Origin of the sequence: Blastopirellula sp. J2-11, assembly GCF_024584705.1 — a bacterium.
In the GTDB taxonomy this organism is placed as follows: domain Bacteria; phylum Planctomycetota; class Planctomycetia; order Pirellulales; family Pirellulaceae; genus Blastopirellula.
The window spans coordinates 452,008-474,206 of the sequence record NZ_CP097384.1; the positions used below are offsets into that span (position 1 = coordinate 452,008).

Below are 22,199 nucleotides of genomic sequence, written 5' to 3' on the forward strand. Positions count from 1 at the left end.
CGTATCGATTCCCATTTCGCATCCCGCTGCTAGACAGCCAAGCAGTGGCCCCCAAGTTTTTTCCATTTCGGTTTTACCATGAGCGATCCGCTTCATCTGTTTGACGCTTACGGCGTAGAGCTTGAGTACATGATCGTCGACGCTCAATCGTTCGACGTTCGCCCGATCGCAGACTTGCTGCTTGAAAAAGCGGCTGGCGAGATCATCTCGGAAGTCGAACTGGGAGAGCTCGCCTGGTCGAACGAACTGGCGCTGCATGTCATCGAGTTGAAGACGAACGGGCCCGCCGCGTCGCTCGACCCGCTGACCGATTACTTTCAACGGCATGTCACGCAGGCAAACGAGTATCTCTCGTCGCTGGGCGCACGACTGTTGCCGACGGCGATGCATCCCTGGATGGATCCGCACACGGTGCAACTGTGGCCGCACGACTACAACCCGATCTATCAGGCCTACAATCGCATTTTTGATTGTCGTGGTCATGGTTGGGCGAACCTGCAGAGCGTTCATTTGAACCTGCCGTTTTGCGGCGATGACGAATTTGGACGACTTCATGCGGCGATTCGCTTAATCATGCCGCTGCTGCCGGCGCTCGCGGCGAGTTCGCCGATTTGCGACGGCAAGCCAAGCGGCTTCCTCGATACGCGGATGGAAGTTTACCGGACCAACTCGCAGCGGATTCCGTCGCTAACCGCGGCGATCGTGCCAGAACCGATCTATACTGAAGGGGATTATCAGCGCGAAATCTTCGAGAAGATGTACGCTGATATCCAGCCGCACGATCCCGAAGGAATGTTGCGGTATCCATTTTTGAACGCCCGCGGCGCTATCGCCAGGTTTGATCGCGGCGCGATCGAAATTCGCGTCCTCGATATTCAGGAATGCCCCGCGGCCGACCTGGCGATCTTGCAGGCGATCGTCGCTACGTTAAAAGCGTTGGTCAGCGAAAAGTGGACTTCGTTTACCGAACAACAGTTGGTCGCAACCATGCCGCTGTCGCAACTCTTTTTGGAAACGATCCGCACCGCCGATGTGACTCCCATTACCGACGGCGAACTGCTGCGTCAGTTCGGCTGGTACGATCGACATCGTCCCACCGTCGCCGAATTGTGGCGGCATATCCTGTTGGAATTGGGGCAAAATCCGACGGAGGAAAGCCCGCTCGACGTCATTTTGACCGATGGTCCGCTGGCTCGCCGCATCCTCCAGAAAGCGGGTCACAACCTCTCTCAGTTAAAAATGGTCTACGGCGAATTGGCCGAATGCCTATCGCAAGGATTCATGTTCCGCATGTAGGACTCCAATCTTTGTAGGCGCGAAACGCAAGCCAAGGGGAATGCGTTGGACGTCGGTGCTGAATGGTTGGATCGGACCGCTTCGTTTTTTCGTCGAACTTCAGCGTCCACCAGTCCTGGGCTGGAGCGCCACCCGGCGCTGTCTGGCACAAGGGCGCCTAAAATGCGCAGATTAACGCATGGTCGAAAGTGGATGAAATGACTGGCTTTTCTTTGGCAATTTGAAATGGGCGTTCGTTGCTCTCCGCATGGGTGGTGATTTGCTGGGGCAAAGGGGGCAAAAACTCTATTCCCTTGGCTTCGGCAGGTTTGACCGGTATATTATGGTGGGATGGGTGTTTCTTCACCCTTCTATTGAGGTCCTAGAGGAAAACCGAAGCAAAGAGTTTATGGCTAAGAAAGAAGAAGCCCTCGAAGTCGACGGCACCGTAACGCAAGCCCTGGCGAATACCCGTTTTCGCGTGCAGCTTGACGACGGCCCGACGATTATGGCTCATGTGGCCGGCAAGATGCGTAAGCACTTTATTCGTATTGTGCCGGGAGATCGCGTTCGCGTGGAGCTCTCCCCCTACGATTTGACCAAGGGTCGCATCGTTTTCCGCGAACGGTAAAGTTCTCGCCGGTTCTTTCGTGCGAAGCCGCACTTCTGGGGTTCCGCTTCCTACGAAGTTGACTTTTCCGGCGAAATCGAAAACCTGCGTTCTCTTTCGCAGGTAGTTTCTCTATGCACGGCTTGCATCACAGGTCGCGGTGCGCAACGACCCACGCGCATGCGGCTTTCGTATTGTTCCAGCAACGGTTAAATTGTTGGCATCTGGCGCAAAGCCCCCCAACCGGCAAGCGACGGCGGCGATCACGCCGCCGAAAAAACACCTGAAGGAGACGAAAGTGAAGCTGCTACTGAAATCGACGTGGATTTGGCTCGCTGCTTTGGCGCTGGCGACCGCCCCGACGCTGGTAAAAGCGCAGGACGAAGCTGCCGAACTGAAAACGGTGGCGGTCGTCTCGATCGCCCCATTCCAAAAAGTGCTGGGCGATTTCCAGTATCTATCAGAACTGGCCGATCAAGCGAATTTCGGCCGGATGGCCGCGATGATGTCGGCCCCCTTCACACAAGGGATTGATAAGACGCGCCCAATCGGCGTGGTCGTTCGTACGGATGGCCAGCAGTTCAGCTATATCGGCTTCCTGCCGGTTTCCGACCTGAAATCGCTGCTGTTAATTTTGCAGGATCAAGTGGGCGAACCGCAAGACATGGAAGACGGCGTCTTCCTGCTCGAAGCCCCGCTGCCGATCTATTACAAAGAAGTGGAAGGCTGGGCCTTTGTCGCTCAAGACAAAGAATCGCTGGCCAATACGCCGGCCAAGCCTGCTGATCTGCTGGCGACCTTGGCGACCGACTATGACATTGCGGTCAAGCTAAATTTGAACAACGTTCCGCAGCTCTACCACGAAATGATCCTCGCGCAGATCCGTAGCGGGATCGAACTTTCGTTGGAGCAAGAGCCCGGCGAGACCGACGAAACGTTCGCCGAACGCCAAAAGATGGTCGAGCTGCAAGTGGCTCAGCTGGAGCGTTTGTTCACCGAAATCACCGACCTGACGATTGGCTGGAACGTCGACAAAGCGGCCGAAAAGACCTACATCGACCTCAGCTACAACGTTCTGCCGGGATCGAAGCTCGCCGAGCAGTTGGCGATGAACATCGGCGTTACTAGCGACTTCACCGGATTTTTTAACGACCAAGCCGCCGGCACGCTGCATATCGCCAGCAAAATTGCTCCCGAAGAAATCGAAAACTCGGTGAAGCAGTTGAACGCTGGTCGTCAAAAGGCGTTCACCGAAATCGAGAACAACAACGACCTGGACGAAAAATCGCGGGAAGCGGCCAATCGCTTGATCGACCTCTCGTTTGACGCGTTGATCGAAACGGTCAAAGCGGGCAAGATCGATATGGGAATGACCGTCGACCTGGCGCCGAACAAGATGACGTTCCTGTTTGGCGCGTTCGTCTCGGATGGCAAGCGAGTCGAAGACGGCTTCAAAGAAATGATGAAGATGGTCGAAGACCAGCCCGACTTCCCCGGCGTCAAATGGAACGCCGATTCTCACCAAGGGGTCAATTTTCATGTGGTGGAAGGTCCGGTCCCCGCAACCGAAGAAGAAACTCGCAAGCTGTTTGGAGAGACGCTGACGATCGTCTTGGGTATCGGCGAGAAGTCGGCCTACCTGTCGATCGGCACAGATGCGATCGCCAAGCTGAAGAAGGCGATCGACGATTCGCTCGCCAGCGCTGGCCAACCAATAGATAGTCCAGCGACCATCGTGGTTTCCTCGAAGCCAATTTTGGAGTTCATCAAGAGCATCGATGACAACGCGCCGATCGAAGCAGCTTTGGAAGCGCTCGGCGGGAAGGATGCTCAACTGACGATCAATGGATCGGTCACCAAAACCGGCACGAAGAGCCGAGTCAGCCTGGATGTTGGCGTCATCAAAGCGGTCGCCGCTGCAGTCGCAGTGCAACAGGCCGAAAAAGAAGCGGCGGAAGAAGCCGAAGAAGCGGCTGACGACTTCTAAAGCATCGCCTGAATTTTAAGATTCAGCCAATCTCTAGGGGAAGCGAAGCAAACTTCGCTTCCCCTTTTTTTGTTACCATCGCCACATCCCGCCCCCCTCGGCCGAGTGGCTCACGGCAGCCGACAAATCGTTTCTTGCAATTTGTGCGGGTTCGCGTAACTTCTGGCCCCGATTTTGCTTCTAATATTTATCCTCTCCTCCTCAAATTCTCCCTCCTGTAGGGCAGACTTTACTTCTAGCGGCCCAGCGAACAAAAAGAGCTCGGGCTGCGTCTGAAAGAATGAGGAGACAGGATGTCTTCGATTTTCGTGTGGAACCCAAAAGTAATGATCGCGACCCATAAACAATTCGCTCCGTCTCCGGCATCCGAACCGAAGGTCCGTGTCCTTCGGCTGGAAGTAATCGGCGGCGCGATGGATGCTCAAGAGATGTTACTGCAACTGCCGGTTCGGATCGGCCGCGGCGCCGGCGCCAACTTGCAGCTCAGCCATCCCCTAGTCGCTGAAGAGCATTGCGAAATTTTGGTTCGCGGCGAAGAGATCTTGGTCCGCGATCTGGGCTCGGAGAACGGCACCTTCGTCAATCGCGATCGGATCGATCTCGCCCAACTTGCGCCGGGTCAATTGCTGACGATCGGCGACGTCACCTTCCGGGCGGTCGTCGAATAACGGCGTTTCCGCTATACCAATCCAAACACGACCAATCCCAACACGTGGCTCGCTGCGGGCCGCGTGTTTTTTATGCGCCGTGGTTTGATCGCCGAAGTTCGCTTCGCTGCAGAGGCTGTGGTACGATCAACGTCCCCCCTTCGTCCTCTCGCCGAGACGCTCTATGCCTGTTTCACTTCGCGCTGCGTTGCTGCTGTTGTTGCTGACCCTGGTCGCTTGTCAGTCATCGGCGGAAGAACCCGACGCCGACAAGCAGCATCCGGCCAATCACTTGGCCGACGAGACGAGCCCCTACTTGCTTGCGCATGCACATAACCCAGTCGATTGGCGTCCGTGGGGGGAAGAGGCGTTGGCCCTGGCCAAGCAAGAGAACAAGCCGATCTTTTTATCGATCGGCTATTCGAGCTGTCACTGGTGCCATGTGATGGAGCACGAAAGTTTTACTGATGATGAGATCGCCAAGTATTTGAACGAGCACTTCATCTGCATCAAGGTCGATCGGGAAGAACGCCCAGATATCGACCACGTTTATATGACGGCGGTGCAGATCATGACGCGCGGCGGCGGCTGGCCGTTGTCGGTCTTTTTGACCCCCGAAGGCAAACCTTTTTACGGCGGCACTTATTGGCCGGCTCGAGATGGCGATCGCAACGTGCAGGTCGGCTTTCTGACCGTCATCGGTCGCATCGCCCAATTTTGGGAAGAGAAAGAAGCGGACCTGCGCAAGAGCGGCGACGGCTTGAGCAACCTGGTCAAAGAGGCGCTGCGGCCTCGTGTGACGCTGCAACCGTTGACGCTAGACGAAAAACTGCTGGCGACAACCGACGCCGCGATCGCCGAGACCTTCGACGCCGAACATGGGGGCTTCAATTTCTCGGCTGACGATCCCAATCAACCAAAATTCCCAGAGCCGGCGACGCTGCAATACCTGCTGGCCCGCGCGCAAGCGGGCTCTGCCGAAGCGCAAAAGATGCTCACGATCACGCTGGATGGCATCGCCGCCGGCGGCATTCGCGATCACATCGGCGGCGGTCTGCATCGCTATAGCGTCGATCGCTTTTGGCGAATTCCTCACTTTGAAAAGATGCTGTACGACAACGCCCAGTTAGCGTCGCTCTACGCCGAGGCGCACCAGTTGACCGGCAATCCGCAGTATCGCCGCGTCGCCGAAGAGACGTGCGACTTTGTGTTGCGAGAAATGACCGGCCCCGACGGCCAGTTCTATTCCGCTATCGACGCTGACAGTGAAGGAGAAGAAGGAAAGTACTATCGCTGGTCGCAGGCGGAGCTAACCGCGCTCTTGTCTCCGGCTCAATTGAAGTTGGCCAAGTCGGTCTATGGTCTCAGCGGCTCTCCCAACTTTGAGGAAGTCTACTTTGTGCCAGAGCTGCAGGCTCCGATCGCCGATCTCCCGCAGAACCTCAAACTAGATGAAGCCCAGCTGCAAACGCAATTGCAAACGCTGCGTGAAACGTTGTTGGCCGCCCGCGCCAAACGGGTTCCCCCGGCGATCGACACCAAAGCGCTGACCGCGTGGAATGGGCTGATGATCGCCGGCTTGGCCGATGCCGGTCGCATTCTCCAGCGACAAGATTATCTCGACGCCGCCGCACGCAGCGCCAACTTTTTACTGGCCAACGTCACCGCGCCCGATGGTCGTTTGCTACGGAGTTTCAAAGATGGGCAAGCGAAAATCACCGCCTACGTCGACGACTATGCGATGTTGGTTGACGGCTTGATCGCGCTGCATGAAGCGACCGGCGAGCAAAAGTGGCTCGACGCCGCGGGGCGACTTACGCAACAGCAGATCGAACTGTTTGGCGATCAGCGCCTGGGCGGTTTTTACTTTACCGCGGCGGACGCCGAGGAAGTCATCGTGCGGGGAAAGATCCCGACCGACAACGCGATCCCGGCTGGCAATTCGGTTTCGGCCGGCAATCTGCTCTACCTGGCCGAACAGCGGAACGACGCCGCGTTGCGTGAGCAAGCGATCGCTACCGTGCGCAGCGGTCAGTCGTTGCTGGAATTGGCGCCGGCCGCCGCTCCGCGCCTGATGGTCGCCGTCGAGCAAATCGTCAACACCGGTGAGAAAGCGGAAAAATAGTCGCGTTATTGCTGCGTCGCCAACGCGAAGATGTCGACGGCGAAGCAAGCGTCGGGTTGGACCTGACCTTGCTTGACCGCGCCGACCTCGACCATTTGATCGAGCAGTTCGGTCCACCGAGCGAGCGTCATTCGCCCGTACTGATCGTCTTTGGTGGAGAGCGCCAGCTGGCGAATCTCTTTGGCGCCAAATTCTAGTGCGGCGACATCCAGTTCGGGATTGAGCGAAGAGATCTGCTCATTCGTTGATTTGGGCGAATCAAGGTAGTGCTTCCAGCCGCGCAAACAGGCTCGGGTCATCTTGATCGTGAGCTCTTTTTCGGCCTGCAGTAGATCGTCGCTGGTGATCATAATACTGGTGTAAGGATTGAACCCTAGCTCGTGCACCATCAACGACCGGGTTTTGACTCCCTTTTCCTGCGCTATGTACGGCTCACTGAAGACGTACGCTTGCTGCGTGAAATTTGGATCACTAAAAAATTGGGCCAAATTGCCGTTATAGGGAACGATCCGCACATCTTTCAGCGGCAGTTTCTTTTGCAAATAAGCCGCGAACGTACGACCAGAGTTCATCGCTAACGTGCAGTTCGAAAGCTCGTCCCAGGTTTTGATCGGAGAATCAGCGTGCAGCAAGATGCAACGGGGGCTCTTTTCCAGCGGCGACATCAGCGCCACCACGTTCGCCATTTGTTCGCGGCCAAGAATCACCTGGTCAGCGTTTGCGACCGCGAATTCTACGTTCCCTTGCGCCACTTGCTGAATGACCGGAACCCCAGGACCGCCGGGGATGATCTCGACATCCAGGCCTTCTTCCGCAAAATAACCTTCCTGCTGGGCGGCGTAAAATCCACCATGCTCCGCTTCGGGGAACCAATTGAGCGCCAATCGCACTTTGCGCAGCGTCGGGCCATCACTGTCGGATTGCGAGTCCCCATTTTCTTGGGTTCCACATCCGAGGAGCGTCAGCAGCAACAGAAATGCGATGAAGCGCGGCATAGCGACTCCTCCAACGTCGAATAGCGGACGGACCAATCGTTTCGATATCGTAGCTTCTCTGGCCGAATTGGGGAGCCGAATCGCCCGATTTTGTCGGTATCGCCGTTACGGATTACTCCGACGGGTTCGCCTGATCTGGCGATGCCCCATCTACTGGCGCCGCGCGCTGCGACTTTTCTTTCAGCCACCACTGATAAAACTGCTCCACCACCGGGCGACGATGGACGCTGCGCAGCGTTTGCGGGCGTTTGCTGATCAAAAAGAGCTGCGCCTCGGTGGGGGTCATCTCTTTCGCTTTGATCAGCCAGCAGATGACAATCGTAGCGCTGCGAGCTCGGCCCGCTTTGCAATGGATGTAAACCTGCTTGCCGGCGGTGATCTGCTGATCGATGAACTCGACCCCTCGTTTCACATCTTCCAGCGAAGGGGGAACGAAGTCGATCGTCGGCAAATGGAGCTGTTCGACGCCTGATTTGGCGTACGTCGCAAGGGGGCCGGCATACTCCTGGCAAGTGTTCACTACGGCGGTTACGCCGGCCGCGATGATCTCCGTGGCGATTTTTTCGGACGGGAGTGCGCCGATTATTACGTGCTCATCAATGCGATCCCACCATCGCCAGCGGCGAAAAAGGCGAATCATTGACCAATTAAAGAGCAAGGATGGGTAGAAAGCAACCGCGGCGAACGAACGACTGAGAGGTCGACGCATTCGGGAAGACGGGGGCGGATCTGGCTTAGTTTCTCCGGTCATGAAGTTCGATTATCATAGTTTGGGCTGCTATGTCGCAACCCGTCCTCTGCCCCTCCTTTCTGTTTCCCACCTATCGATGAGGTAAATCTCGCATGAAACGCTTCGTTGCTCTGTTCACACTGCTGCTCGCCGCACCGGCCGCTTGGGCCGCCGACGCCGGCGCTGATGTCAAGCCGCCCGATGGCTTTCACAAACTGTTCAATGGAAAAGATCTCTCCGGCTGGAAAGGTCTGGTCGCTAGTCCGCCGAAGCGGGCCGAGATGAGCGCTGAGGTTCTGGCCGCCGAGCAAGAAAAAGCGGACGCTTCGATGCGCGAGCATTGGACGATTGAAGATGGCGTGTTGGTCTACGACGGCAAAGGACAAAGCCTCTGCACCGACAAAGACTACGCCGACTTCGAGATGTACGTAGACTGGAAGATCAAAGAAGATGGCGACAGCGGCATTTATGTTCGCGGCAGCCCCCAGATTCAAATCTGGGATCCGAACCACTGGAAGGTCGGCTCCGGCGGTCTCTACAACAACAAGAAGAATCCTTCCGCGCCGACGATCATCGCTGACAACCCGATCGGCGAGTGGAACACGATGTACGTCCGCATGATCGGCGATCGCGTTACCGTTAAGCTGAACGGCAAGCTGGTGACGGATAATGTCGTGCTAGAAAACTATTGGGAACGGGACAAGCCGATCTATCCGACCGGCCAGATCGAACTGCAGCACCACGGCAATACGCTTTGGTTCCGCAACATCTTCATTCGCGAATTGGCCAAGCCTGACCAACTAGAAAAGATTGAAGAAGCGGCGCCTGCCAAAGCGACCGCAGTTCCCCAGAAAGACCGCAACGTGCTGGTCTTCATGCGTCACGCCGGTTTCCGCCATAGCTCGATCCCCGTAGGGGCTCGAGCGGTGCAATTGTTGGGCGACAAGAGCGGCGCTTTCACGTCGAAGATCAGCGACGATCTGACCGAACTGTGGCCGGGCAACATTGACCAGTACGACGGCGTCGTGATGGTCAACACGACCGGTGAATGGATCCAACCCCGCGCCGAAGACCTTGAGCAAATCGCCGCCAAGTATGGCGAAAAGCTCTCCGCCGCAGAAGCGGAAGCGAAACTGAAGAAAAGCTTGCTCGACTTCGTGTCGAGCGGGAAAGGGCTGGTCGGCTTTCATGCCGCCAGCGACGCGAACTACAAATGGCCTGAATTCGGCCAGATGGTCGGCGGTTATTTCAACGCGCACCCCTGGCACGAAAAAGTGGGCGTCAAAGTCGATAGCCCCAGCCATCCGCTGATGGCCGCTTTTGGTGGCAAAGATTTTTCGATCGTTGACGAGATCTATCAATTCCGTGATCCCTACTCACGCAAAGCGGTTCACGTGTTGCTCTCGCTCGACGTCGAGAAGACCAACATGGACAAAAAGAACATTCGTCGCGACGATGGCGATTTCGCTGTCTCTTGGGTTCGCAATTGGGGAGCAGGCCGCGTCTTCTACAGCTCGCTGGGACATCGGGAAGAAATTTATTGGAACCCGCAAATGCTGATGTTCTACCTCGACGGCATTCAGTTCGCCCTGGGTGATCTCGACGCCGAAACGACTCCCAGCGTTCAATAGCCTTGCTCCGTAATCGACACTCAACCATCATTGCCCCCAAGGAGACGCGATCATGTCTCGCTTTCGCACCTACTCGCCCGTTTGGGCATTGCTCGCCGTCTTGGCGATTTGCACGTCAGTCAGCGCTGAAGACGCGCCGAAAAAGCTGAAAGGCCTGCTGATTACCGGCGGCTGTTGTCACGACTATCCGAACCAGGTGAAGATCATCACCGAAGGTCTCAGCCAACGAGTCAATATCGAATGGGACGTTGCGCTGACCGGCAGCGGCAAAGATATTAAAGTGCCGGTCTACGAAAATCATGATTGGATCAAGCCGTATGACGTGGTCGTGCATAACGAATGCTACGGCGACGTAACCGATGTTGATTTCGTCGAGGGAATCGTCAAAGCTCACACCGAAACCGGCGTACCGGCGATCGTCGTTCACTGCTCGATGCACAGCTATCGCAATGCCGATACCGACGAGTGGCGCAAGCTGCTGGGCGTCACCTCGCGCAGCCATGAGAGCCATCACCCGATCGACGTGGTCACGCTGGCCTCTGATGATCCGATCATGACCGGCTTCCCCAAGGTCTGGAAGCGACCGGTCGCCGAGCTTTACAAGATCGAAAAGCAATGGCCCAAGATGAAGCCGCTCGCCCAAGCCTACGGCAAAGACACCAAGAAAGATCACACTGTCATCTGGACCAACCAGTACGGCAAAGCGAAAGTCTTTGGCACGACGCTCGGTCATCACAACGAAACGATGAACACCGACGAGTGGCTAGGAGTCGTCTCGCGCGGCATGCTCTGGACGCTTGACGCGCTCAACGAAGACGGTACGCCGAAAGAAGGCTTCGCCGGAACCGGAGTCGCCGCGATCGACCTCTCGAAGCCGAATCCAGACGCCGGCAAATCGCCGAAACCGGCTAGTAAGAAGTAGTCGTCAAACCACCAAGAAAGCCGCCGTCACCCGACCGCGGCTTTTTTACTGCGCTAGAGCTCCCCTCTTCGTAGCCCGAAGCGCAAGCGAGGGAAATGCGATGGCAAGCAAATGTCGAAGCACGAGTGTCTAATGAATCACAGAGTCGGAATTTCGATCTGATTTCGTTATTCGGGTTTACGTCATTGATTAGACATTAGGATTTAGAAATTCGTCATTTTATCCGATCGCATTTCCCTCGCTTGCGCTTCGGGCTACGAAGAATGGGTGTTGAAGAACGTTCACCATTCCCTGCCTGGACCTTGTCGCATGTCGCACCGTATCCGCCTGCCGTTGCTTTCGGCAACTCTGTTGTTTTGTCTCGCGACTTCCGCTGTCGCCCAATCCACCGTGCGCGACTTTGGAGCCAAAGGGGACGGCGTCGCCGATGACACGGCCGCGATTCAAAAGATGGTTGACTCCGGCGTGCAGTCGATTCACTTTCCCGCTGGCGTTTATCGACTCACCAAGACGATCTCCATTCAACTCAACGAGGTTGGTCCGGTCGCGATCAGCGGCGACGGGACGGCGACCCTCAAGATGGAAGCGGCTGGCCCGGCTCTGCAACTGATCGGCACGCACGCCGGCACCGCTGCTCCGCAGACGGTCAAGCCGAACGTTTGGGAGAAACAGCGAACTCCGCTGATTGACGGACTCGAGATCGTCGGCGCTCATTCTGAAGCGGTCGGTATTGAAATCAACGGCGCGATGCAGCCGACGTTGACGCGACTCTCGGTTCGCAAATGCCTGCACGGCGTCGTCTTAACCGGCCGCAATCGAAACGTACTGGTCGGCGAGTGTCATCTGTACGAGAACAGCGGCGTTGGACTCTATTTAATCGATCTCAATTTGCATCAGATCAACATCGCCAACAGCCACATCAGCTACAACGACGCAGGCGGCGTCGTGGTGCGAAATAGCGAGATCCGCAATTTGCATATCGGCACATGCGACATCGAAGCGAATATGTCGGTCGAACACCCCGAAGCTGCGAACGTGCTGTTTGACGTCACCGCCGGATCGATGCGCGAAGCCGCGATCGTTGGCTGCACGATTCAACATTCGTCGGTTCCTGAGTGCGCCAATGTTCGTCTGCTGGGGCAACCCGAGATGCCGTACAAAGTGGGCCATGTCACGATCGCCGACAACGTCATGTGCGATGTGGCCTACAACATTGATCTGAAACATGCTCGTAGCGTGACGATCGTCGGCAACGCGCTGTTTCGCGCCAAAGAGGCGAGCATCCAGGCCGAGAACTGTTCGAACCTGGTGATCGGCGCCAACGTGCTGGACCGGATTCTCGACTATGGACCGGCCAACACCAACAATTCGGTTCGTCTGATCGATTGCCGTGACAGCACCATCCAAGGTCTGCACATCAACGGCGACGCTGACCCCGAGGCGGCGCTGAAATTGACGAATTGCTCCCGCATCAACGTGCAAGGCTGCACGATCCTAGACGGCAAAAACTATGCGTTGTGGATCGATGGCGGCGAAAAAATCAGGCTCAGCGGCTGCTTGTTCGACGGACAAGGCGCCAGCAAGGCTATCCATAAAACAGGCGAAACGGAGAGCATCCAATTGGACGACGTGGCCAGTATTTCGGTCGAGAAGTAATGAGCCCGGTCTTTGCGCGGCAGCGAAAGCGCGTATCATCGAAGGCCCACATTCGTTTCTTCCCGCAACCTCCAATCGACCGTGCCACAGCAAACTCGTATCGTTTCGCCTGGTCCAGCCGCCAACACTGTCCGAACGGCGGATGGTCAAGTTCTGACGCCGCCGGCCGATTGGTCGCTGCTGCCGCCGGGAGACGCCGGCCTAACGCGACGCGTGAAAGCGGCAGGCCCAACCTGGACGGTGCAGGAGAAGAAAGGACGCCGCATGTTCTCGCGCGGCGTGTTGGCGCCGACCGCCACAATTGCGGCGCAAAAAGCGCGGCTTGAGCAAGAGCGCTCGACCGACGCCTACGCCAAACGTCAAGCTTCGAGCGCCGCACGACGTGAAAAAGCACAAGGCGCCTACGTCGAAGATTTTCGGGGCGCCGTGTTGCAGTTTCTCCGTTTCGACAGTGGTCATCGTGCGATCGCCGATCGTCTCGCCGACGCAGTGACCGAGCATGCGACGCCGGTCGGCAGCGGCACCGTCGCGCGAACCAAGCGAATCCCGATCGAGCAGCGCGCCGAATCGGCGGTGATCGCTTGGCTGCGCCATCAAACGACCGCCTACGATCACATGAAGATCGAACGGGTCAAAGGAAAACGTCGGGAAGTGCGGCGGATGCTGGCCGAAGAATCACGCCGGTTGCTGACAAAATATCGTCGCGGAGAAGCGGTCAATCTGGCCGCTTGCCCGTTGGCCAAAGCATTGACCAGCAAGGGGACAGCGACTCGGTCGGCGCATTCCGAGTGACGTGCGTTCTTCGTAGCCCGAAACGCGAGTTTTGAGGTTGCGCTCTTTGGCTGAACCGATTCCGGTTGGCCCGGATAGCTCCGCTATCGGGGCCGACGAAGTCGGTAAGAGGCATCGAACCGCGGTCGGACGAACTTCGGTGGTCACTATACCGTTGGAAATGGCGAAAAGCCCCTGAACTGCTTACCGGGAACCAAGGCCTCTTACGGCTGCGCCGCCCTGATAGCGGAGCTATCCGGGCCAACCAGGGAAAAAGCGCAACCTCAAAACTCGCGTTTCGGGCTACGAAGAAGAAGCGTTACGCGATGATCGTCTTGTTCGGCTCTCCGGCGATTTCTTCGACGTACCGTGGCACCGCATAGCCGGGTAGTCGCGCTCGCAGTTGGCGGATGAGATCGACTCCCCGCTCGCGCGGAACCTCGAAATGGGCGGCCCCTTTGACGCGATCGAGTTGGTGCAAGTAATAAGGGGTTACTCGCTGGTCGATGAGTCGCTCTGAAAGTTCGGCCAGCACGTCGACATCGTCGTTGACGCCGGCCAGCAGCACCGCCTGGTTGAGCACCATCACGCCGGCTTGGTTCAGTCGATCGATCGCGGCCAGAACCGGCAGATCGAGTTCTCGCGGGTGATTTGCATGGATAACGACAATCGGCGTCAGTCGCGTTCCGACCAACCACGAGAGAAGTTGATCGTTGATTCGCTGAGGAATCATGATCGGCAGACGCGTATGAATGCGGATCCTCCGCAAGTGGGGAATCGCCGCAAGCTGCTGGGCCAATTGAGCCAAAGTCGCATCGGCCAGCGTGAGCGGATCCCCCCCGGAAAGCAAAACTTCCTGAATCGACGAATCGGCGGCCAAAGCGGCGACCGCCTCGCTCCAGGCGGCGACTCCGCTGGGAACCTCGGCATAGGGAAAGTGTCGCCGAAAGCAATAGCGGCAGTGGACGGCGCACGCGCCAGTGGTCACCAACAGCGCTCGGCCGGCGTACTTCTGTAACAAGCCAGGGGTTAAGACGGCCTGATCGTCGCCAACAGGATCTGCCGTAAACCCTTGTGGTGAATCAAGTTCCTGCAAAACCGGCAAGACTTGAACCAACAGCGGATCGTGCGGGTCGCCAAGGGTCATTTTGGCGGCGAACTCGCGGGGGACGAACAACGGAAAGTCGCTCGCGGCGGCGATCGCCGCTTCTGTGCAGGCCGCAGGAAGTTGCAAAAGGCGGCAAAGTTCGGCCGGATCGCGCAGCGCCGCCTTCATCGCGTTTTGCCAACGGACCGGTTGCGGAAAATCGTTGGCCGAAGCGCTGCGGACAGGATCGCCAGAGGGAGTTACAATACGCATTTTCGTATTCTATCAGCCAGTCATCTAAAGTTGGGGCGAGGAAAGAACTCCCCGGCCCAGATAGCCGGTTGCCAAAATCGAAACGATCCCCGGCCCCGGCAGCGGCCGGTTTATTGGCGAGACGATCGTTCCCACATGTTGGCCGCCCCCCCGGGTTCATCGCCCCCGGAGCGACCTAAGTTTACAGCGAGAACTAAAAGTGCAGTACGGTACCAGCGACTTCCGCAAAGGCTTGAAAGTCCAGATCGATGGCGAACCTTACCTGATGACGGAATGCAATTTCGTCAAACCGGGAAAAGGGAACGCTCTTTACAAATGCCGCCTACGAAATTTGATTCGCGGTTCGTCGCTTGATCGAACCTATCGCGGCGGTGAAACGCTGGAATCGGCCGACGTTTCGGAAACCGACTGCCAGTTTTTGTACGCTCAAGGCGACAAGTTCGTCTTCATGGAAAACACGACATTTGAGCAGTACGAAATGACCAAGGAGCAGATCGACGACGCTTGGAAGTACCTGAAAGACGGCATGCAATGCATGGCGACTTTGTACAACGACTTTCCGATTACGATCAATCCGCCGATCCATGTCGAGTTGGAAATCACCTACTGCGAACCGGGCGTTCGCGGCGATACGGCGACTAACGTTTCGAAGCCGGCGACGGTGGAAACAGGCGCCGAAATTTTGGTCCCTGCGTTTGTCAATCTCGGCGATGTGGTCCGCATCGATACGCGTACCGGCGATTATGTCGAGCGGGTCAAGAAATAAGCGGGCAGCACAATCGATCGCTTTTCACCGACGTCCCGCTTCATAATCGGGACGTCGGGCGACCGTCAACGAGCGGCCGTTCTCCTTCTTTTTAGGCTTCGCTTGATGACTGACTCGATGGAAACACGACTCGCCCAGATCGAACAAGCAATTCAGCCTCGGCGCGATGCGCTGCTATCGCATCCGATTTATGAACAGCTGACCGACGTCGACGCGCTGCGTAATTTTATGCAGCGGCACGTTTTCGCGGTGTGGGACTTCATGTCGCTGCTGAAAGCGCTGCAGCGCGAAGCAACCTGCGTTCACGTTCCCTGGACTCCGCGCGCCGATGGAGCCAGCTGTCGGCTGATCAACGAGATCGTGCTGGGAGAAGAGTGCGACGAAGATGGCCGCGGCGGCTATTGCAGCCACTTTGAGTTGTACCTGGACGCGATGCGTGACGTAGGCGCCAACGTCGAACCGGTAGAAGCGTTTATCCACATGGTCGCGGACGGCATTGATGTCGTTTCGGCCGGATTGCATGCGGCGCTGCCGCCTTCGGTCGATCAGTTTTTGATGCAGACTTTCGCATTGATCGATTCACGCAACCCGGCGGTTATCGCTGCTGGATTCACCTTCGGCCGCGAAGATCTGCTGCCAGGCGTCTTCCAGAAACTGGTCGAGCGGATCAATATCGAAAGCCACGGAAAAGCGGACCGCTTCCTCTATTACTTGCATCGGCACATCGAGTTGGACGGCGATCAACATGGCCCCTTGTCGCGTCGACTGCTCGGGCAAATTTGCGGCGCTGACGACGCCAAATGGAACGCGGCGCAGCATGCGGCCGAAATGGCGCTCGACGCGCGACTGGAACTATGGAACGGCATGGTCTCGGGTCACTAAGCGGATCCGCTAGCATCGCCCAAGAATCGCTCTGGTCGGTTTTCGTCACATCGTCTACGATGGCCGACCCTAGCCAAATTGCGACGTTTTTTCGTCGTTGGCTAGAAACCAATGATGAGTGAGGTGATCACCGCGATGACGCCGAGCAGTCCCAGAGCAACCCACCAGAAGCTCTGATTGCTCCACGGCGAATGGTGGTGAAACAAGTACTCGCCGCAGTGTGGACAAACGTCGGCTTCGCTATAGATTTCGCCGCCGCACTGGGGACAGTGATCAAGATAGTCGTCTGGATCGTCGCTCGGCAGATCGTCGTCAGTCCAGGCTTCATCGTCGACGAAGGATTCGTCGTCGTCATCAAAATCATCTTCGTCCCAACGGCTCACGATATTACCTCACTATCTTTGGTCGGCGATCCGGCTTGGCCGAGTTGAGTAATTTTTCAGATAACAGAGTGCGATTTCGTCAAGGAGGACGAAAACGTGGAAACCATCAAAACCGCATGCATGGTAATCGTCTTGATGGCGGTTGCTTACGGCGTCTACCACCATCTTAATCAACCAGAGGAGTCGGCTCCCAAGTTGGAGATCGAAGGAATAGCGAGCGGCGACATCGCTCCTAGTTTCTCCGGGGCTCCTTCGCCGGGCGGAGCTATCGCTCCCTCTTTCACAGCAAGTCAATCATCGCCCGCCGGCGATCTGACGTCGCTGGAGACGGCGCCGCCGTTGGGAGCCTCCTCAACGTCGCTCGCAGCCGGTCACGATTATTCCGCGGGTCACGACCATGCAGCCGATCATGATCGACATCTGCCGTTGATCGAAGCGCAACCGGTCAGTCAAAACAATCTCGCTGAATCGCCGGCGCCTCGCCAACCGCCGGCGATGTCGACTTATGGTTCGTCTTCGTACGAGAACTCGTCGTATGACGCCGTCGTATCCGATGATCCCGCTTCCGCCTATGCGGCGGCCAGTTCCGACAACGCCAGTTACGGCGGCATGGAAGCGCGGCCTGCATCGGCCAACATGCGTCCAAGTTTTGAATCAGACTGGCGAATGGCGCAAACGCAATTAGAACAAAATCAATGGTCCGAGGCGCTGCGCACGCTCACGCCTTGGCGAGGACGCGCCGAGTTGACGACGGAACAAAGCGAACAGTTGAATCTGCTGCTCAGTCAGTTGGCCGGCAGCGTCGTCTATTCGACTGAACACTTGTTGTCGGATCCGTATCTGGTGCAGCGCGGCGAATCGCTGAGCGAAATTGCCGCCAAACATCAAGTTCCGACAATCCTGCTGCAACGAATCAACGGCATCTCGAATCCTGAACTGCTTTCCGCCAATGAACGTTTGAAAGTCATGCAGGGCCCCTTTTCTGCGACCGTCAGTCTGGCGAGTCGCGAAATGACCCTCACGATTGATGGTTGCTTCGCCGGCAAGTTTCCGGTGACGATCGTCGATGCGGGAGCAGTTCAACCGGGCGAACATCAAGTGGTTCGCAAAGAAGATCCAGCCGACCGCTATGGCGCTCAACAAAGTTCCTACGGTCAAGTCAGCGGCGGCAGCTTGGGCCAACACGCGGTCTATTTGGACGGCGGCGTCACGCTGCACGGCGAAACAAGCGGAGCCGCTGGGTCGATCCAATTGAGTCCACGCGACGCCGAAGACTTGTTTGGCATCCTTTCGGTCGGGTCCAAAGTAACGATTCGTCGCTAACCCTTGAGGACTTCGCCAGACAAATGTCCGACGCAGCCCACCTGTCCCCGCCCGAAACTTCGCGACATTGGTTGATACGGCATCGACATGCCGTCACCTTGATCGCGTTGATCTTGTTGATGGCCGGCGAGACGTTGCGTCCTGATTCGTCGACCGGAAATTGGATCTCCGATTTGCTGCTTTCGATCGTGATCCTGGCGGCCGCGTATGACGTGCTGATTCGTCACCGACGATTTCTGCTGGTCGCGTTAAGCGCCGTGCCGCCGATTGCAACCATTTGGATCATCCGCGGCTTGGACGAATTTCGTGATGTTGAGATGGCGGCAGAGTGGTATTTGCTGCGAAATGTCTTGATGATCGCGTTCCTCAGCTACATCGTTTGGGTGATAGGCCGAGATGTCTCTCGCGCCAAACGGGTTACGACCGATCAGGTATTAGGAGGCGTCAGCGTTTACTTGCTGCTGGGTCTTATCTGGGCGATCGCTTATCTAAGCGTCGTCATGTTCGATTCCAGCGCGATCGAATTTTCTACCCCCGATGACGGGTTGGCCGGCCGTCGCTTGGCGGCCTTGATTTACTTTAGTTTTGCTACCCTAACGACACTCGGCTTAGGAGACATCCTGCCGCTTTCCAATTTGGCCCGTACGCTAACTTGGACCGAAGCCGTTACAGGACAGCTTTATATCGCCGTTTCCATGGCCAAGTTGGTCGGACTAAGACTCGTTCATTTAACCCAACCGCCGAAGTCGACTTGATACGCCGCTCGATTTCGTCTTGACTCGAGCTGTGCATTTGACCTATCACTTGCCTGTTCGACTTTGCGCTGGGGCATCCAATAGCACACGATCACGTTCATGCCATCTCCCGAAATTGCGGTCATCATCTCGACGTTTCAACGTCCGCAGCATCTTCGCCGATCGCTGGAATCACTGGCGATGCAGCGCTGCGGCTCCAACGACTTTGAAGTTGTCGTCACCGACGACGGCTCTAGTGACGAAACCGAGCAGGTGGTCGCACAATTCGCCAATCAGGTCGACTTTCCGGTCGCCTTCACCACCCATCCGCATGATGGGTTTCAGTTGGCGAAATGTCGCAACGAGGGAGTTTCGGTTACTCAGGCTCCTTACATCCTTTTCCTGGACGGGGACCTGGTCGCGCCGCCCGACTTCGTTGCTCAGCACTTGCATCATCGACAGCGCGGATTCGCCATGGTAGGCGACTCAATCTGGCTAAATCAGCAACTGTCGGAATCGATCGATATCAACGAAATTCGATTTGGTGATTTTCGCTCTTGGGCGACGGAACAAGAAGAACGGCGCATGCGTTGGAAATCGCTTCGCGCCGCAATCTACAGCCGACTTGGATTGCCTGATCGACCTCGCATGAAGGGGGGCAACATCGCTCTCTGGCGCGATGACTATGAAACCATCAATGGCTACGACCAAGACTTTGTTGGTTGGGGGCTGGAAGACAGCGACCTCCAGCGACGACTTTTTCAGGCCGGCGTCCGCTTCCGCTCTAGTATGCGTTGGACGCGAACCCATCATTTGTGGCACGTACGCGATCCCTCCTACGTCGCCAAAGCGAGCGGCACCAAAAATGAGAAGCTGATGCGGGCCAACCGTCCCTCTCGCTGCACCAACGGTCTGGCCCAGCGTGACGACATGACGTTCCGAAAATTCGCTGGTATGCAGACGTTGAAACGCGCCGCCTAGTGCGGCTCTCCCGAACGATGATCCGATGAGCAGCCTACCGATAATTCCGCTGGATGACTTGCTGAAAGTCGATATCCGCGTCGGTCAAATCATCGCGGCCAATCCCTTCCCCGAGGGAAAGCATTCGACCCACCTCTTGCAGATCGACTTTGGCGACGAGCTGGGTCTGAAAAAGTCGCTGGCCCGACTGACCCCCAACTATGAATATGACGCGCTCGTCGGCCGGCAAGTTCTCGCGGTCGTCAACCTGGCGCCGCGTCAAATTGGGGGACATCGCTCCGAAGTATTGACGCTAGGCGTCAACGACGCTCAGGAAAACGTCGTGCTGATCATCCCCGATGGTGAAACGCCCAACGGCACGCGACTCTATTAGCGCTCGCTCTGCTTAGCTTGCTGCCTTTTCTATGCGTTTGCGAAACTCGCTGCGCCAGGACTCGGCTAAGAGTGGACTAGCGGCCAGGATCGCGGCGTCGGCGACATTGCTTCGATCGTGATAGAAAAGTTGATTCAAGCGCGCGATCGTCCAGTCTGGTGCAGAGCGGTCGACAAGCTGCAGCGTATCGCCAGCTTGGATCGCTCCTTTCTGCAGAACGCGTAAGTACCACCCCATGCGTCCGGTGCGTACGGCCAACGCAGTCAGTTCCTTCAGTCGCCAACGCCGTGCTAACTTCCAGCAGGGCTGGCGAGGCTGGGAAACCTGCAATAAGGCCGTTCCCACTTGGTAGGTATCCCCTAAGCAAACGATAGCTTCCGTCAGATGAGAGACGGTTAGATTTTCGCCAAACGCACCGGCGCCAAACGCCGCGACATCGACCTGATCGTGCAACTCTTCTCGCCAACGCGGATAGTGAGAATCGGCGTAGACCAACATCGCCTTATCGCGGCCGCCATGATTGATGCGATCAGCGACTCCATCCCCGACGAGCCCTTCCCAATCCAGCTCGACCTTCTCGCCGGTCGGCTGTTTGAAGAAGCCTGTGGTCCACGCGCGATCCATCACATCTTCTGCGTCGGCCGAACCATACGATTGCGGCAGGCCAAGCTGCAACTGCACAATTTTCGCCGCATCGCTCATCGCAAAAATCCTCTCTTGGTTGACTACGACGCTTTTTTCAATGTCAGGGGATGGGCGAAGCTGTTCCAGACCGTTTCTGTACGATCACGATCGATGACCCCGTCATGAGGGATGAACAAATAACGGGAACGATACGACGACGATGGTTGAATGGTAAACGCGTCTTCGACCTGAGGGCTGAAACAGAAATAAGGTTTGTCAGGATGCAAGCGGACCGGCTGCGGAAAGCGAAAATTGTCAGGACTTCCCATCACCGTGACGCCGGCGATTTCCGATTTCTCGGCGGGCCCAAACACGTCAACCCAACGGGGGCGCGAGTGGTTTCCCTCCCAGCGATTCTTCCCTTCACTGGTCAAAAATCCAGAACCGTCGGTTTGATACCAACCACGATTGCCGCGCACCGCCATGCCGCCGTAGTGATATTTACGAATCTCCAGCGGCGTTGAGCCAGCGGTTCGCTGCACCGATTCGATCTCTAACAACACCGGATCGGCGGAAGCATAGACGCGCACCGACCAGGTTTCTAACAGAGCGTCGATCGGCTTTCCGCTGGTAAGATCGACATGCGCCAGTTGAACGTCAAAACCACCCACCACGGGGCCCGAGAATTGACGCAATAGTTCACGATGTTCGACGCGACCTGCTTTCTTCCCGCTATTCCAGAAATCGACATGTCGCCCGGCAAACGTCGTATCAGTCCAGGCGAACATGACTCCATGTTGATGCGGATGATCGGGCGGAAAATCATCGGTCACAATCGTTCCTAGCGGCGTTCGCATGGGATGCAAAAAACCGCTGCGGCCAAATTCTGGTTGCGCAAGATCAGGCGATGGAAGCAGGCCGAGATGGTAGCGCAGCACTTCTTTCCCCTGCACCTGCACCACAATTGCCGCTCCCTCCTGCTCGACCGTCACGACATTCGCCGGCGTTTCTGCCTGCTTTATTTCTCGCACGTTCCACTCCCCATTCGGGGGAATTACGACAGGCAGGAGAAAGTAGTATCTCCCACGACGTGTGGAATCGAGATTCGGCACAAACTGGGCTGGGAAGTCCCCTTGGGGCCCCGCCAGCATGACGATCGGCTCGACCGTCAGAGCATCAACCTCGGCCGAGGCCAAGATCCCGGATATCGGCGACGGACTCTTGTTTTCTAGGAGAAACGCTTCGTCCCCTTGAACCGTAGCGACCAGCAAGATTCCGCAAAAAAGCGGGGCCAGCATCGCCGCGCCCATCTGCTCAACAAGAGGAGTAGCATGAAGGCCGCAAATATTCTTCAGAAATTTGCCAGGTAGGCGAACCATCGACATTTATTCCTCGTATGGAAGTGACAGCCGCATGATGACTAC

Annotated in this window: 21 protein-coding genes; 15 read left to right on the forward strand and 6 right to left on the reverse strand. The window is 56.8% G+C overall.

Annotated elements, in window-relative coordinates; all coding sequences use genetic code 11:
• Window positions 1-78 precede the first annotated feature (78 nt).
• The 5 genes from M4951_RS01890 to M4951_RS01910 all read left to right on the forward strand — a co-directional run bounded on the left by M4951_RS01890 (window position 79) and on the right by M4951_RS01910 (window position 6,644).
• Window positions 79-1,296, forward strand: coding sequence for a glutamate-cysteine ligase family protein (locus tag M4951_RS01890; RefSeq protein WP_262024791.1), 1,218 nt, complete (start codon window positions 79-81; stop codon window positions 1,294-1,296).
• Between the two features lie 388 nt (window positions 1,297-1,684).
• The gene (gene infA, locus M4951_RS01895) at window positions 1,685-1,906 is read left to right on the forward strand and encodes a translation initiation factor IF-1 (RefSeq protein ID WP_262024792.1); all 222 of its coding nucleotides are present in this window, start codon (window positions 1,685-1,687) and stop codon (window positions 1,904-1,906) included.
• A gap of 196 nt (window positions 1,907-2,102) precedes the next feature.
• Window positions 2,103-3,872: a hypothetical protein gene (locus M4951_RS01900; RefSeq protein WP_262024793.1), complete on the forward strand. Its 1,770-nt coding sequence runs from the start codon at window positions 2,103-2,105 to the stop codon at window positions 3,870-3,872.
• A 293-nt stretch (window positions 3,873-4,165) separates the two neighbouring features.
• A complete protein-coding gene (locus M4951_RS01905; protein WP_262024794.1) occupies window positions 4,166-4,540 on the forward strand; it encodes an FHA domain-containing protein in 375 nt (124 codons plus the stop codon).
• 163 nt (window positions 4,541-4,703) lie between these two features.
• Window positions 4,704-6,644 carry a thioredoxin domain-containing protein gene (locus tag M4951_RS01910; RefSeq protein ID WP_262024795.1) on the forward strand — a complete coding sequence of 647 codons (1,941 nt, stop codon included), beginning with the start codon at window positions 4,704-4,706 and terminating at the stop codon, window positions 6,642-6,644.
• 5 nt (window positions 6,645-6,649) lie between these two features.
• On the opposite strand, the gene M4951_RS01915 is transcribed toward M4951_RS01910, so the two are convergent.
• Window positions 6,650-7,639: an ABC transporter substrate-binding protein gene (locus M4951_RS01915; protein WP_262024796.1), complete on the reverse strand. Its 990-nt coding sequence runs from the start codon at window positions 7,637-7,639 to the stop codon at window positions 6,650-6,652.
• A gap of 112 nt (window positions 7,640-7,751) precedes the next feature.
• Window positions 7,752-8,279, reverse strand: coding sequence for a dual specificity protein phosphatase family protein (locus tag M4951_RS01920; RefSeq protein ID WP_262024797.1), 528 nt, complete (start codon window positions 8,277-8,279; stop codon window positions 7,752-7,754).
• A 203-nt stretch (window positions 8,280-8,482) separates the two neighbouring features.
• Between M4951_RS01920 and M4951_RS01925 the strand changes: the two genes are divergently transcribed.
• The 4 genes from M4951_RS01925 (at window position 8,483) to M4951_RS01940 (ending at window position 13,370) form a co-directional block, all read left to right on the forward strand.
• On the forward strand, window positions 8,483-10,000 hold the full coding sequence (locus M4951_RS01925; RefSeq protein ID WP_262024798.1) for a family 16 glycoside hydrolase: 1,518 nt from the start codon (window positions 8,483-8,485) through the stop codon (window positions 9,998-10,000).
• A 52-nt stretch (window positions 10,001-10,052) separates the two neighbouring features.
• Window positions 10,053-10,922, forward strand: a complete 870-nt coding sequence (locus M4951_RS01930; protein WP_262024799.1) for a ThuA domain-containing protein — start codon at window positions 10,053-10,055, stop codon at window positions 10,920-10,922.
• A gap of 309 nt (window positions 10,923-11,231) precedes the next feature.
• A complete protein-coding gene (locus M4951_RS01935) occupies window positions 11,232-12,578 on the forward strand; it encodes a right-handed parallel beta-helix repeat-containing protein (protein ID WP_262024800.1) in 1,347 nt (448 codons plus the stop codon).
• 81 nt (window positions 12,579-12,659) lie between these two features.
• Window positions 12,660-13,370 carry a DUF2293 domain-containing protein gene (locus M4951_RS01940; protein WP_262024801.1) on the forward strand — a complete coding sequence of 237 codons (711 nt, stop codon included), beginning with the start codon at window positions 12,660-12,662 and terminating at the stop codon, window positions 13,368-13,370.
• Window positions 13,371-13,668: 298 nt separating this feature from the next.
• Here the strand turns inward: M4951_RS01940 and epmB are convergent, their stop codons facing one another.
• Window positions 13,669-14,709 (reverse strand): EF-P beta-lysylation protein EpmB, encoded by a 1,041-nt coding sequence (epmB, locus tag M4951_RS01945; protein WP_262024802.1) that lies wholly within the window; start codon window positions 14,707-14,709, stop codon window positions 13,669-13,671.
• Window positions 14,710-14,908: 199 nt separating this feature from the next.
• Between epmB and efp the strand changes: the two genes are divergently transcribed.
• Both efp and M4951_RS01955 read left to right on the forward strand, forming a co-directional pair.
• Entirely contained in the window at window positions 14,909-15,475 is a 567-nt protein-coding gene (gene efp, locus M4951_RS01950) for an elongation factor P (RefSeq protein ID WP_262024803.1), read from the forward strand.
• Window positions 15,476-15,580: 105 nt separating this feature from the next.
• Entirely contained in the window at window positions 15,581-16,357 is a 777-nt protein-coding gene (locus tag M4951_RS01955; RefSeq protein ID WP_262024804.1) for a DUF3050 domain-containing protein, read from the forward strand.
• A gap of 101 nt (window positions 16,358-16,458) precedes the next feature.
• On the opposite strand, the gene M4951_RS01960 is transcribed toward M4951_RS01955, so the two are convergent.
• A complete protein-coding gene (locus tag M4951_RS01960; RefSeq protein WP_262024805.1) occupies window positions 16,459-16,740 on the reverse strand; it encodes an RNA-protein complex protein Nop10 in 282 nt (93 codons plus the stop codon).
• A gap of 96 nt (window positions 16,741-16,836) precedes the next feature.
• On the opposite strand from M4951_RS01960, the gene M4951_RS01965 reads away from it, so the two are divergent.
• The 4 genes from M4951_RS01965 (at window position 16,837) to M4951_RS01980 (ending at window position 20,151) form a co-directional block, all read left to right on the forward strand.
• Entirely contained in the window at window positions 16,837-18,063 is a 1,227-nt protein-coding gene (locus M4951_RS01965) for a LysM peptidoglycan-binding domain-containing protein (protein WP_262024806.1), read from the forward strand.
• A 23-nt stretch (window positions 18,064-18,086) separates the two neighbouring features.
• Entirely contained in the window at window positions 18,087-18,818 is a 732-nt protein-coding gene (locus M4951_RS01970) for a potassium channel family protein (RefSeq protein ID WP_262024807.1), read from the forward strand.
• A 99-nt stretch (window positions 18,819-18,917) separates the two neighbouring features.
• Window positions 18,918-19,778 (forward strand): glycosyltransferase, encoded by an 861-nt coding sequence (locus M4951_RS01975; RefSeq protein WP_262024808.1) that lies wholly within the window; start codon window positions 18,918-18,920, stop codon window positions 19,776-19,778.
• A gap of 25 nt (window positions 19,779-19,803) precedes the next feature.
• Entirely contained in the window at window positions 19,804-20,151 is a 348-nt protein-coding gene (locus M4951_RS01980) for a tRNA-binding protein (RefSeq protein WP_262024809.1), read from the forward strand.
• Between the two features lie 12 nt (window positions 20,152-20,163).
• Here M4951_RS01980 and M4951_RS01985 read toward each other — a convergent pair whose 3' ends face one another.
• Both M4951_RS01985 and M4951_RS01990 read right to left on the reverse strand, forming a co-directional pair.
• Window positions 20,164-20,853, reverse strand: a complete 690-nt coding sequence (locus M4951_RS01985; RefSeq protein WP_262024810.1) for an MOSC domain-containing protein — start codon at window positions 20,851-20,853, stop codon at window positions 20,164-20,166.
• A gap of 23 nt (window positions 20,854-20,876) precedes the next feature.
• Window positions 20,877-22,154 (reverse strand): PmoA family protein, encoded by a 1,278-nt coding sequence (locus M4951_RS01990; RefSeq protein WP_262024811.1) that lies wholly within the window; start codon window positions 22,152-22,154, stop codon window positions 20,877-20,879.
• Window positions 22,155-22,199: the final 45 nt, after the last annotated feature.

What these genes read in the sequence shown, in the direction of transcription:
- M4951_RS01980 (WP_262024809.1), top strand. Translation starts at nt 19,804, where the DNA reads ATGAGCAGCCTACCGATAATTCCGCTGGATGACTTGCTGAAAGTCGAT.
- M4951_RS01925 (WP_262024798.1), top strand. Translation starts at nt 8,483, where the DNA reads ATGAAACGCTTCGTTGCTCTGTTCACACTGCTGCTCGCCGCACCGGCC.
- M4951_RS01905 (WP_262024794.1), top strand. Translation starts at nt 4,166, where the DNA reads ATGTCTTCGATTTTCGTGTGGAACCCAAAAGTAATGATCGCGACCCAT.
- epmB (WP_262024802.1), bottom strand. Translation starts at nt 14,709, where the DNA reads ATGCGTATTGTAACTCCCTCTGGCGATCCTGTCCGCAGCGCTTCGGCC.
- M4951_RS01955 (WP_262024804.1), top strand. Translation starts at nt 15,581, where the DNA reads ATGACTGACTCGATGGAAACACGACTCGCCCAGATCGAACAAGCAATT.
- M4951_RS01975 (WP_262024808.1), top strand. Translation starts at nt 18,918, where the DNA reads ATGCCATCTCCCGAAATTGCGGTCATCATCTCGACGTTTCAACGTCCG.
- M4951_RS01930 (WP_262024799.1), top strand. Translation starts at nt 10,053, where the DNA reads ATGTCTCGCTTTCGCACCTACTCGCCCGTTTGGGCATTGCTCGCCGTC.
- M4951_RS01915 (WP_262024796.1), bottom strand. Translation starts at nt 7,639, where the DNA reads ATGCCGCGCTTCATCGCATTTCTGTTGCTGCTGACGCTCCTCGGATGT.
- infA (WP_262024792.1), top strand. Translation starts at nt 1,685, where the DNA reads ATGGCTAAGAAAGAAGAAGCCCTCGAAGTCGACGGCACCGTAACGCAA.
- M4951_RS01920 (WP_262024797.1), bottom strand. Translation starts at nt 8,279, where the DNA reads ATGATTCGCCTTTTTCGCCGCTGGCGATGGTGGGATCGCATTGATGAG.
- M4951_RS01910 (WP_262024795.1), top strand. Translation starts at nt 4,704, where the DNA reads ATGCCTGTTTCACTTCGCGCTGCGTTGCTGCTGTTGTTGCTGACCCTG.
- M4951_RS01890 (WP_262024791.1), top strand. Translation starts at nt 79, where the DNA reads ATGAGCGATCCGCTTCATCTGTTTGACGCTTACGGCGTAGAGCTTGAG.
- M4951_RS01935 (WP_262024800.1), top strand. Translation starts at nt 11,232, where the DNA reads ATGTCGCACCGTATCCGCCTGCCGTTGCTTTCGGCAACTCTGTTGTTT.
- M4951_RS01990 (WP_262024811.1), bottom strand. Translation starts at nt 22,154, where the DNA reads ATGGTTCGCCTACCTGGCAAATTTCTGAAGAATATTTGCGGCCTTCAT.
- M4951_RS01985 (WP_262024810.1), bottom strand. Translation starts at nt 20,853, where the DNA reads ATGAGCGATGCGGCGAAAATTGTGCAGTTGCAGCTTGGCCTGCCGCAA.
- M4951_RS01970 (WP_262024807.1), top strand. Translation starts at nt 18,087, where the DNA reads ATGTCCGACGCAGCCCACCTGTCCCCGCCCGAAACTTCGCGACATTGG.